This is a genomic window from Pseudoalteromonas carrageenovora IAM 12662 (assembly GCF_900239935.1).
GTDB classification, from domain to species: domain Bacteria; phylum Pseudomonadota; class Gammaproteobacteria; order Enterobacterales; family Alteromonadaceae; genus Pseudoalteromonas; species Pseudoalteromonas carrageenovora.
Genome location: NZ_LT965928.1, coordinates 1,299,202 through 1,312,197 on the forward strand (window position 1 = coordinate 1,299,202; position 12,996 = coordinate 1,312,197).

7 protein-coding genes are annotated in these 12,996 nt (G+C 39.9%); all 7 read left to right on the forward strand.

Translation table 11 applies throughout. The annotated features are described in order from the left end of the window. Nucleotides 1-28 precede the first annotated feature (28 nt). The 7 genes from ALFOR1_RS06025 to hrpA all read left to right on the forward strand — a co-directional run bounded on the left by ALFOR1_RS06025 (nucleotide 29) and on the right by hrpA (nucleotide 12,926). A complete protein-coding gene (locus tag ALFOR1_RS06025; RefSeq protein WP_104642366.1) occupies nucleotides 29-2,284 on the forward strand; it encodes an aminotransferase class V-fold PLP-dependent enzyme in 2,256 nt (751 codons plus the stop codon). Nucleotides 2,285-2,639: 355 nt separating this feature from the next. Then, on the forward strand, nucleotides 2,640-4,286 hold the full coding sequence (gene pgi / locus ALFOR1_RS06030; RefSeq protein ID WP_058548142.1) for a glucose-6-phosphate isomerase: 1,647 nt from the start codon (nucleotides 2,640-2,642) through the stop codon (nucleotides 4,284-4,286). Between the two features lie 264 nt (nucleotides 4,287-4,550). Beyond that, nucleotides 4,551-6,023, forward strand: coding sequence for a glucose-6-phosphate dehydrogenase (gene zwf, locus ALFOR1_RS06035; RefSeq protein ID WP_058548143.1), 1,473 nt, complete (start codon nucleotides 4,551-4,553; stop codon nucleotides 6,021-6,023). A gap of 3 nt (nucleotides 6,024-6,026) precedes the next feature. Then, a complete protein-coding gene (gene pgl / locus ALFOR1_RS06040) occupies nucleotides 6,027-6,737 on the forward strand; it encodes a 6-phosphogluconolactonase (protein WP_058548144.1) in 711 nt (236 codons plus the stop codon). A 337-nt stretch (nucleotides 6,738-7,074) separates the two neighbouring features. Continuing rightward, the gene (locus ALFOR1_RS06045) at nucleotides 7,075-7,779 is read left to right on the forward strand and encodes a SapC family protein (protein ID WP_058548145.1); all 705 of its coding nucleotides are present in this window, start codon (nucleotides 7,075-7,077) and stop codon (nucleotides 7,777-7,779) included. A gap of 128 nt (nucleotides 7,780-7,907) precedes the next feature. Continuing rightward, nucleotides 7,908-8,942: an isoaspartyl peptidase/L-asparaginase family protein gene (locus ALFOR1_RS06050; RefSeq protein ID WP_104642367.1), complete on the forward strand. Its 1,035-nt coding sequence runs from the start codon at nucleotides 7,908-7,910 to the stop codon at nucleotides 8,940-8,942. A 96-nt stretch (nucleotides 8,943-9,038) separates the two neighbouring features. Further along, nucleotides 9,039-12,926, forward strand: coding sequence for an ATP-dependent RNA helicase HrpA (gene hrpA / locus ALFOR1_RS06055; protein ID WP_104642368.1), 3,888 nt, complete (start codon nucleotides 9,039-9,041; stop codon nucleotides 12,924-12,926). Nucleotides 12,927-12,996 lie beyond the last annotated feature (70 nt).

A 12,996-nucleotide genomic window follows, 5' to 3' on the forward strand; every position in this document is an offset into this window, starting at 1 on the left:
TTTTTTAGTAATAAAGGTGCGTTTTTTAATGTCTGAGTTTTTATTGCCCGATGAACCACTAAAACAAGTTTACCTTGATGCAAATGCAACGACCCCAGTGTTGCCATGCATTGCTGATGTGGTGTCCCATACTATGCAAATATGTTTTGGTAATCCTTCTAGCCCGCATATTAGTGGTATTCAAGCTAAACACTTATTAGAGCAAACACGCGATAAAGCTCGCGCCGTCATTGGTGCTAAAAATGGCGATATTTTGTTTACCTCAGGTGCTACAGAAGGTATTCAAACAGCGGTGGTATCTACGCTTATCAATGCTAAAAAACACACTATTAAAAACCCAGTATTGCTATATGGTGCTACAGAGCACAAAGCCGTACCAAATACATTAAAACACTGGAATAACGTACTTGAAATAAACGCCCAAGTGCTTGCTATTCCGGTAGATAGTAACGGTATTTTAGATTTAGATTTTATTGCAAAGCATATCAATAACGCATTGATGATCTGCACAATGGCGGTTAATAACGAAACTGGCGTGTATCAAAATTTAGCAGCAATTGAGCAAACAATTCGCAGCCGTAACAACAATGTATCGTGGATGGTTGATTGCGTTCAAGCTCTTGGTAAGCAAGCGCTTGTGCTTAGCGATACAACGATAGATTACGCGCCGTTTTCTGGGCATAAACTTTATGCACCTAAAGGAATTGGCCTACTTTACATTAAAAGTGGCAGTGCTTACACGCCATTTATAGCCGGTGGCGGGCAAGAAAGCGGTATGCGATCAGGCACCGAAAACCTGCCAGGTATTGCTGGGTTAAATAAGCTTTTTAGCTTATTACTCGATAAAACCGACGATACTTTTAAATCATTAGATACATTAAATAGCTATCGCAGTGAGTTACACGAAGCATTAAAAAATACATTTGGCGATATAACGTTTAATCATAGTTTTGAGCATTCAGTGCCAACAACATTAAACTTTGCTGTAAACGATTTAACGTCAAAAGAAGTGATTGATTTGTTTGACGCGGCAGGTATTCGTGTAAGTGGGGGATCTGCGTGTAGTACAGGTGCTGCGCAAAGCTTTGTACTTGATGCAATGGGCGCAAGTAAATGGCAAAGCGAAAATGCAATTAGGCTCTCGTTTGGCCCAGCAGCCACGCAGCAAGATATAACTTATGCTTGTGAGCGTATTCGTGCTTTAAAACAAATACTGCAAGCAAACTGTTTAATCGTGTCTGACAGTACTACACCACAACAAGAAGTGTGCGCACTGGGATTAACTCAATTTAGGCATCAGGGCGCGTGTAGTTGGTTGTATGTGAGCGACGATAAGCACGCAGTTATTATCGACCCAATTATTGAGCTAATTCCTCGATTTGAAAAAATAGCGAATACTCAAAACTTAAAGGTGGCTGCGGTACTTAATACTCATAAGCATCAAGAGCGAGAGTCTGCAACACAGCTACTAACGAGTGTATTAGCTCATAGAGTTGTAAAGGGTGAAGTTGATGCGCTTGGTTGGCCTATAAACCTAGCAACAATAACACTAACAAATGACGTGCTTGAAAAAGTAGCAACACCAGGGCACAGCAAAGACAGCGTCAGTTATTTACTAAAAAATAGCGCGGGTGAAACGCGGTACTGTTTTTGTGGCGATTTAATTTTACCTGCGGGGCTTGGCAACACATCGCTTAAAGGGGGCGATGCTAAAGCTATGGCGCAGTCTATTTTAACATTAAGCAAGCAGCTAACTAATAAGAGTATTATTTGTTCAGGGCACGACTACCAACAGTGTTTTGCTATGAACTGGGCTGTACAGCAAAAGCAAACACCTTTATTAAGTGCTTTAAAAAATAACGATATTTCAATTGATGAGTTTGCATTGCAAAAGCAGCAATATGATGCACTAAAACAAGTTAATAACACCCAGTTATGTGGTTATGTAAACGCGCTGCCAGAAATTGATACGCAACAACTGAGTTTTAAAGATGCAAAAGCAATGCTTAGCACGGATAGCACCTATTTAATTGATACACGAGAACCATACGAACACGGTGCTACCAACGTAGCTCACTTGTTTAACACTCCCAATGCAAACACGTTAAATATACCTCTTAGCAGAATGGCCAATGCGGTATTTGAAGGCCAGCTCAATAAAAACAATACATACATTTTATTGTGCCGAAGCGGAAACCGCTCAAAAATAGCGGCTAACAACTTAATGCAACTAGGGTATAAAACCGTTTATAACTTAAATGGTGGCTTGGCACTGAGCAATTAACAGCAGCGGTTAATAATAAGTCGGCTTTAGGGCCGACTTTTTTATTTATGCATACTTATTAGATAATTATACAAACACCCGTTAAAAGTCATTAATATTTCATTTTTTGGGTTTAAGCTATATCAGTGCCTTTAAAATTAAGGGATAATTAATTTATAAAATTTTTATGATACCGGTGTCAAAAGCTAAAAATTGCGTTATCATCTGCACCTTAAATTATAAAAACAGCACTTTTTTTGCATTTTTAGTTATACTATTGACGTTTAATTTTAGTATGAAAAAGCAGTAATAAGAGTTTTGCTTTTATAAAAAGCATTTTAAAATCAATTGATTGAAAGAATTAGAGGGTACTTACATGTCTAACCGAACGCAATTAGCAAGTTGGCAAGCATTATCGCTAAATGCTGCAAAGATGAAACAAACACATCTTAAAACGTTATTTGCACAAGATGACACACGCTTTTCTCAATTTTCGACTCAAATACCAGGCGTATTATTCGATTACTCTAAACAACTTATTGATAACGACGTTTTTGCCAACTTAATGTCACTTGCTAAAGAGTGTGATATTGCTTCATGGCGCGATAAAATGTTCAGCGGCGAAAAAATAAATATTACTGAAGATCGCTCAGTGCTTCACACTGCATTACGTAATCGTGCGCATACACCGTTAGTGGTTGATGGCGAAAACGTAACACAAGCAGTAGATGACGAATTAGCAAAAATTAAAGTATTTGTTGAAAAAGTTCGTAGTGGCCAGTGGTTAGGTTACACAGGTAAAGCAGTAAAAGACGTGGTAAGTATTGGTGTTGGCGGCTCAAACTTGGGTCCGCAAATGGCAACAGAGGCGCTAAAAGCGCTTGCTGACGATACTCTAAACGTACATTACGTATCAAATGCAGATGGCGTACAAATTTCATCGGTATTAAAGGCAATTGACCCTGAAACAACATTATTTGTTATTTCGTCAAAAACATTTACTACCTCAGAAACCATGACAAACGCTAAAACAGCCGTTGATTGGTTTTTACAAACAGCAAAAGATGACAGCACTATTGCTAAGCATTTTGTTGCGGTAAGTACAAATTTAGAAAAAACAGCCGCTTTTGGTATCGCGGATGAAAACGTATTCACTATGTGGGATTGGGTCGGTGGTCGCTTTTCACTTTGGAGTGCGATAGGCTTACCCATTGCTTTATATTTAGGTTATGACGCTTTTGAAGCCATTTTAGAAGGTGCTTTTGAAGTAGACGAGCACTTTAAATCGGCTCCTTTTGAACAAAATATACCACTTATAATGGCGTTGCTTAGTGTTTGGAATACCAGCTTTTTAGGGTATACAGCACAAGCTATTTTACCTTACGACCAAGCGCTTCATATGTTGCCTGCGTATTTGCAACAAGGTGAAATGGAAAGTAATGGTAAGCATGTTAATTTTGCAGGTGAAACCGTACCATATACAACAGTGCCAATTATTTGGGGCATGACAGGGATTAACGGACAGCACGCATTTTATCAATGTTTGCACCAAGGTAATGTAATTGTACCTGCTGATTTTATTGCATCTGTTAAGCCACAAGTAAATGTTGATAAACACCATGATATTTTACTATCTAACTTTTTAGCGCAAACAGAAGCGATGATGAGTGGTGTAGATGCAAAACAAGTGACAGCAGATTTAACCGCTAAGGGTAAATCGCAGGCGCAAATTGATGAATTATTAAATCATAAAATTCATAAGGGTAATCGCCCAACTACGTCTATGCTGTTAGACACTGTAGATGCAAAAACAGTGGGTAGATTAATAGCCCTGTATGAGCACAAGATATTTTGCCAAGGCATAATTTTAGAAATTTGTTCGTTTGATCAATGGGGTGTTGAACTAGGTAAAGGTTTAGCATCTAAAATTGAAAGCGAGCTTACCGATGATAGCGTTAAGCACGCACACGATAGCTCAACAAACGGATTAATGGCGTACTACAAGCAGCATCGTACGCAGTAACAATTTAGCTTATCTCAAGATAAGCAAACCGAGTACCTTTGAACGGGTAGCGCTGGAGTTCTTAGGGTCTGTATTTTTGTGAGAGGAAATACAGGACCCCTAAGGCTCATTTAACAAGCGAAAATTAAAATAATAAAAAGTCCGTACAACACAACAATTCAGCAGGCTGTTATACAATCACGCTATAAGAGCCACCTAATCTAGCAATAAATAGGCATACCCGCGCAGACAAATGCATTGGGTATCACAACGTAGAGAGTAACTATGCTTAATCCTTTTGATATTATAATTTTTGGGGGCGGTGGTGACCTTGCGTTACGCAAATTGCTACCTGCAATGTACAGAGCATATCAAGAAGGTAACTTACCTGAAGGCTCACGTATCCTACCAACAGTACGTGAAGAAGCTAAACGTGCCGAATACGTAGAAACAGCGCACAAAGCACTACAAGAATTTTTAAGCAAAGGCGAATTTAACGCTAAAGACTGGAAAGCATTTTCTACATTTTTAGTGCCAGTAGTCAGTAACGTAACTGAAGCAGACGATAACTGGGACGTGCTAAAAGGTATTTTAGATGAGCACGATAGCACTAAATCTCGCGTATTTTACTTATCACTTCCACCGGCTGTGTACGGCACATGTTGTGAAATCTTATCAACTAAAGGCTTAATTACCCCAACGTCTCGTGTCGTTGTTGAAAAGCCAATTGGTTACTGCGGCGATTCAGCTGAAGCTATTAATGGTAAAATTGCAGAGTTTTTTGATGAAGAGCAAATCTTCCGTATTGACCATTACTTAGGTAAAGAAACGGTTCAAAATTTAATGGCACTACGCTTTTCAAACTCATTATTTGAAAATATGTGGGATGCTAAATCTATTGATAATATTCAAATTAGTTTATCTGAAACTGTAGGCCTTGAAAGCCGTGCTGGTTTTTACGATAAAGCCGGTGCACTGCGTGACATGGTACAAAACCACTTGTTACAGCTACTTTGTTTAGTGGCAATGGAATCGCCTAATAAGCTTAACGCTAACAGTATTCGTAACGAAAAACTAAAAGTGTTAGAAGCACTTCGTCCGCTATTAGATGGCGATGTTGATAGCAATATTGTACGCGGTCAATACGTACCAGGCGACCTAAACGGTAAAATTGTACCGGGTTACTTAGAAGAGCTAAATGAAGGTTCAAGTAAAACAGAAACCTTTGTTGCTATTCGTGCTCACATTGATAACTGGCGTTGGGCTGGTGTTCCTTTTTACCTTCGTACAGGTAAACGTATGGCTAAGCGCTGTGCTGAGATTGTGGTTGAATACAAAAAAGTATCTCACAATATTTACGAAGATAACGTAGGTAATATTGAGCCAAACCGCCTTGTTATTCGCTTGCAACCTGAAGAGACGATTCAATTAACGCTTATGTCTAAGCGTCTTGATAATCTTGAAATGCAACTAGAGCCGGTAACAATGAACATTGAGCTTTCTCAAGCTTACAGCAATGGTTTCCACTCAGATGCATACAAGCGTTTAATGCTAGATGCGGCTGCAAATAACCCGTCGTTATTTATTCACCGAGATGAAGTTCGTCAAGCCTGGAAGTGGATTGATCCAATTATTGACCGCTGGCAAGACAAAGGCAAACCTGCGCTTTACCGTGCTGGTAGCTGGGGTCCTGATGATGCTGATGAATTATTGGCTGAAAACAACCATGTATGGTTTAACACCGGCGATAAGGTATAAGTTATGGCAACTATTGTTGAAAAGTTTTTTGATAATAAAGACGCGTTAACTGCTGAGTTATCAGCAACACTTGAGCAATCATTACGTGATGGTATTAAAAATGATGGCCGTGCAGTGCTCATGGTTTCTGGCGGCTCGTCACCGGCACCTGCGTATAAGCATTTATCAACTCTTGATTTAGATTGGCAAAACGTTGATGTTGCCATGGTTGATGAGCGCTGGGTTGAGCCAAACCATGAAAAAAGTAACGAAGCATTTATAAATAGCACGTTACTTCAAAACTATGGCAGTGCAGCAAACTTCATTACAATGAAAAACTCTGCCGCTACTGCAAAAGAGGGCACACAAGTATGTGAAGCCGCTTATAGTGCTTTAAAGGCGCCATATGATGTAACTATATTAGGTATGGGCCCTGATGGTCACACTGCGTCTTTATTTCCACACGCAGAAGGTTTAGAGCACGGTTTAACAACTGAGCAAACAGTATGTGCAATTAACGCAATACAAAGTGACGTAACCGGTAGTATTACCGAGCGTATGACTCTTACGTTAAATGCAATAGCAAATTCTAAAGTGGTTAAGCTACTGATAAGCGGTGAAGAAAAACTCGCTGTTTATAAGCAAGCAAAAGCAGGGGGGGAGGTAAATGATATGCCTCTTCGCGCTGTACTTAACCACCCAAGCATTAATATTGAGGTATATTGGGCACCTTAATTTAAGTGCTTTAAACTACCCAGAAAAGGCAGCTTATTTAAGCTGCCTTTTTATTTGCCTAAATTTAATACAGTGCAAAGCATAAAGCTGCCATATTACTGTTAACCAATGTTAATGGTTTTACTTTTACTGTATGAAAAGCGCTCGCTCAGTGTATTGTTTTTAATCGTATTTTATAAGTTTTAGCTGTACGTTTTTTAGCAACGCACAGATTTAGTTATATTTTATTTTTTCATGACGGTTGTAATAAAAGTTTCCCTTCCTTTTTTACTTCAAAAGCATTAGCCTAAAGGCATTAACAATGAAATATATAAATTAAAAATAACGGAGCAGTAACATGGCGGAGCAACAAGTACAGCCTTTACACAACGAAAAACATGCCAACACTAAAATTCAAAACGGCATCAACGTAGAATTTATGAAAACTCAACATTTAGTGCCTGTAGTTGCACATGAGTTTGCACGCGTAGCAAATGAGTTCCCTATGTCATTCGTTAAAAATAACGAAGCTGGCACTTTTCAAGCAGTAGCTATGTTTGGCCTAGAGCCAGGCGAAAACCTTTTTGTAGAAGACGGTAAATGGACTGCTGCATTTGCACCTATGGCGTCTACTCGTTACCCACTTGGCTTAGTTAAACACCCAGATCAAGATCAATACGGTATCGTAATTGACGAAGCAAGCTCACTGGTTGGTGAAGAAGAGGGTAATGCTTTATTTGAAAATGGTGAGGAAACTGATTACCTAAAACGTCGTAAAGAAGCGCTAGTATCGTTTATTGAATTTTCTCAAGTAACTGAAGCGTTCACTAAATTCCTCGCTGACAAAGAACTACTAATAGCGCAAACGCTAACAGTAGATATTAAAGGCGAGAAAAAAGACATCAACGGTATTTACCTTATCGATGAGAAAAAGCTAAACGAGTTAAGCGATGCTGACTTCTTAGAGCTTCGTAAGCGTGGTTACCTAGCACCTATCTACTCTTTCTTAACGTCTACTCACCAAGTAGCACGTTTAGCGCGTTTAAAAGCTAAACAAGCTTAATTACAAACACGTTAAATTTTAAAAAGCGCCTTAAGGCGCTTTTTTTATGCCATTAAACGTACATTAGTTGAAATCTCCGTTGTAACCATTCACATTGTTTTTAACACTTAATACAAAAAGAGATCACCATGAAAAAAATATTAGTATTATCAATTATTGCCAGTGCGTGTTTAACGCTAAGTAATCGTGCTTTGAGCGAGCAAGCGCCGTTTGCTATTGCGATTCATGGTGGTGCGGGCACAATTGAAAAAGCAAAATTTACGCCCGCGCAAGAAAAAGCGTACAGAGCTAAATTAAGTGAAGCTGTAGAAGCCGGTTATGCGGTACTTGAAAAGGGCGGTGAGAGCTTAGATGCAATAACTACTGCGATACAAGTACTGGAGCAATCACCTTATTTTAATGCAGGGCGAGGTGCTGTTTATACTTACGATGGTAACCACGAACTAGATGCGTCAATAATGGATGGACGAAATCGTGAAGCGGGCGCTGTTGCGGGTATTAAGCACATAGAAAGTCCAATTCAGTTAGCGCGTTTAGTAATGGATAACTCAGTACATGTAATGCTTAGCGGTCAAGGCGCTGAAGAGTTTGCCAAAGAGCAGGGTATTGAGCTTATCGAAAATAATATATTTGATACTGAGCATCGCTATGAGGCACTTTTAAAAGCCAAACAAAAACTAGATAAAGCCAAGGCAACTAGCAAAAATTACCAAGCAGCACATAAAGCACTTCCTACAGAATATAAAATGGGCACTGTTGGCGCTGTTGCACTTGATAAAAACGGCAATTTAGCCGCGGGTACATCTACGGGCGGCATGACAGCTAAACGGTTTGGCCGTATAGGCGATGCCCCCGTAATTGGTGCAGGTACATTTGCTGAAAACGAATCGTGTGCAGTATCGGCAACGGGGCATGGGGAATACTTTATTCGATACAACGTAGCGAGTGATATATGTGCGCGTGTTAAATACCAAAATAAAACCATTGCACAAGCGGGTGATGAAGTTATTAATCAAGTGCTTGCACCCATAGGTGGTACGGGTGGGGTGATTATTGTAGATGCCAAAGGCAATATTAGTTTGCCATTTAATACCTCAGGTATGTATCGCGCCAGTAAATCGAACACCCAAGCAACTTACGTGGGTATTTTTAACGACGAATAACTTATTAAGTCTATAGTTATGCACTTTGTAGCATTAACCCAGCGCGTTTAGTTTGATACAATTAACGCTCTTTTATTAATTTTATAAGGTGTGCGGGTGGTAAACCTAGGTCAGTTGTTTGGCGAGCTAAAAACGTGCTTAAAAAAAGATCAATTTATTTTTAAAAAGCGCCTACACGGCGTAAAAAAAATAAGTGATGAAAACAAACAAGCCAATGCCATTGAAAAAATAGCGGCCGATATTACCCGTAGCCAAGAAAACCGCGAAAAACGTCTTGCTGGTTTGCCTAAAGTGACTTACCCAGAGCAATTACCGGTAAGTCAAAAAAAGGATGTAATTAAAGACGCCATAGCAAACAACCAAGTTGTTATTATTGCTGGCGAAACCGGTTCAGGTAAAACAACACAAATACCTAAAATGTGTTTAGAGCTTGGCCGTGGGGTTGATGGCTTTATTGGCCATACTCAACCTAGGCGTTTAGCTGCGCGAAGTGTTGCTAATCGAATTGCTGAGGAAATGAAATGCGAACTTGGCCAACAAGTTGGTTTTAAAATTCGTTTTAGCGATCAGGTTTCTAATAACACTTACATAAAACTGATGACAGACGGTATTTTGCTTGCTGAAATACAACAAGACCGTTTTTTAAATCAATATGACACCATTATTATTGATGAAGCGCATGAGCGCAGTTTAAACATTGACTTTATTTTAGGGTATTTAAAAAACTTACTGCCAAAACGCCCTGATTTAAAAGTTATTATTACTTCTGCAACCATCGACCCTGAGCGCTTTTCAAAGCATTTTAATGATGCACCTATTATTGAAGTATCTGGTCGTACTTTCCCTGTTGATGTGCGTTACAACCCAATCTCTGATATTAAAAAAGATGACATGGAAGCCGAGGGCGATCAGCTACAAGGTATTTTTGATGCGGTTGATGAACTTTGCGCAGAAGGCCCCGGCGATATACTCATATTTTTAAACGGTGAGCGTGAAATACGTGATACTGCCGATGCACTTAGCAAGCGTAATTTAAAACACACCGATGTTTTACCGCTTTATTCACGTTTGTCTAACGCTGAACAAAACCGTATTTTTGCACCGCATTCACGTCGTCATATTATTTTAGCCACCAACGTTGCCGAAACCTCGTTAACCGTGCCGGGTATTCGTTATGTAATAGACCCAGGTACTGCGCGAATTAGCCGTTATAGCTACCGTACTAAAGTACAGCGCTTACCTATTGAACCAGTTTCACAAGCCAGTGCAAATCAGCGTATGGGGCGTTGTGGACGTGTTGAGGCAGGTATTTGTATTCGTTTGTACTCTGAGGATGATTTTTTATCGCGCCCAGAGTTTACCGACCCAGAAATACTACGTACTAATCTAGCGTCTGTTATTTTGCAAATGTTAGCACTTGGTCTGGGTGATATGAGCGAGTTTCCGTTTGTTCAAGCACCTGATAGCCGTAATATCAACGATGGTTTAACGCTACTTGAAGAGTTACAAGCGATAAAGCCTGCAAAAAGTCGTGATAAAACGAGTCTTACACAATCTGGTCGAGAGCTTAGCCGCTTACCCGTTGACCCTCGTTTAGCAAAAATGGTACTGACCGCGCATAAACTCGGTGCACTTCGCGAAGTGATAATTATTGTTGCGGCGTTATCTATTCAAGATCCTCGAGAGCGCCCGCAGGAAAAACGCGCTGCAGCAAATGAAAAACATGGCCGTTTTGACGATCCAGATTCTGACTTTATTGCATTTTTAAACCTGTGGAATTACTTAGAAGAACAGCAAAGCGAGCTGACCAATAGTCAATTTAGAAAGTTATGCCAAAAAGACTTTTTAGCCTATATGCGTCTTCGTGAGTGGCAGGACATTGTTTATCAAATTAGCACTGTATGTAATGAAATGGGCATGAAAGCCACCAGCCAGGCGGCTGATGGCGAGTTAGTGCATAAAGCGTTATTGAGCGGCATGCTAAGTCATATTGGTTTTAAAGACGAAAAACAAATTTACAAAGGCGCGCGTAATAGCCAGTTTCATATTTTTCCGGGCTCAGGTTTATTTAAAAAGAGTCCTAAATGGATGATGTCTGCGGAGCTTGTAGAAACCAGTAAATTATACGCGCGTATTAATGCAAAAATAGACATTACTTGGGTAGAGCCACTTGCTCAGCACTTAGTTAAACGTAGCTATTCAGAGCCTCATTGGGAGAAAAAGCCAGGTGCGGTTATCGCGTTTGAGCAGCAAACTCTTTATGGTTTATTAGTTGTTAATAAACGCCGCTGTGTTTATAGCAATATTGATCCAAAAGTGAGCCGAGAGCTATTTATACGTACTGCACTTGTCGAGCAAGAGCTGGGTTTAAATGAGCAGTTTTTAGCATTTAACCGTGAGCTGATAGAAGACATACAGGTACTTGAGCATAAATCTCGACGCCGTGACATTTTAGTTGATGAGCAAACTCTGTATGAGTTTTACGATAAAAAAATACCGAAAGAAATTAATAACCGTGCGGCGTTTTTAAAGTGGTATAAAACTCAAAAACAGCAGAATAAACACTACTTACATATGAGCCGTGAAGAGCTTATGCAGCACGGTGCAAGTAATATTACTGAGTTTGATTACCCAGATACGTGGCAACAAGACAACATTATTTTACCGCTTACTTATCATTTTGACCCGGGCCAAGCCGTTGATGGTGTTGCAGTGCAAATACCTGTTGCGCTATTAAACCAAGTACAAGAGAGTGGCTTTGATTGGCATATACCCGCTTTTAGACACGAATTAATTAGCGGTTTAATTAAATCGCTTCCTAAATCGCTACGCCGTAATTTTGTACCTGCACCTAATTATGCTGATGCAGTGCTTGCGGCAATTGAGCCACTACAAGGCAGCCTAATAGAGGCGCTTACTACCCGATTACTCAGAATGACGGGCGTAAGAGTAGATGCACAAGCGTGGGACTTAAGCGCACTTGCTCCGCACTTACGACTACAATTTGAGGTGCGCGATGAGCACGACAAGCTACTTGCGCGTGGTCTTGATTTAGCCAAACTAAAAGCGCAGCTGCAAGGTAAAGTAACCGATACACTATCAAAAGTAGCTGACAAAGGTATTGAAAAAACAGACTTAACGCAATGGGATTTTGGCAAGTTACCAGCCTCGTACGTTAAAAAGCAAGGCCAATACGAGATAAAAGCATACCCTGCGCTGGTGGATAAAAAATCAGCTGCTGCAGTTGAGTTATTTGATAGTGAAGTAAAAGCGCAGCAGGCTCATCAAAAAGGCCTGCGCAGGTTAGTTTTATTAAACGTGCCTTCGCCAATTAAGTATTTACAACAAAACTTACCTAATAAAGCCAAACTTGGTTTGTACTTTAATCCATTTGGTAAAATTGCAGATTTAATTGATGACTGTATTGCCGCAGGGGTTGATAGCTTGCTTGTTAAGCATGGCGATATACGTGACGAACAGGCGTTTGAAGCGGTAAAAGAACAAATACGCGGTGAGCTCGGTGATGCAGTGGTATTAATTGCCACACAAGTAGAGCAAGTATTGAGTATTGCACATAGCCTTCATAAAAAAATGAAAGGCCGCGTAGATTTAACGATGATCACAGCGCATGGTGATATTAAATCTCAGCTTGAGTCGCTTATTTTTAAAGGATTTGTAAGTGCTCATGGCGCAGACAAAATAACAGACTTAATACGGTATTTAAAAGCGATTCAAAAGCGTTTAGAAAAACTTCCGGTAGATCCTAACAGAGATCGCTTATGTGTTTTAGAACTAGAAAAAGTAGCGCAAGAATACAAAAAGTTAGTAAATAAGACACCTAAAGGACTGCCAATACCTGATGAGGTAACGACTATCTTTTGGATGCAACAAGAGTTGCGGGTCTCGTTGTTTGCACAAACGCTAGGCACGCCTTACCCAATATCTGCGAAGCGGGTTATAAATGCGATAAAAGAGATAGAATAAAACTTGCATTTTCTATTAAGCTTAGTACCTTAATAGAGGGATTTATTTTTGTTTTGAGAAGGAAGCGACA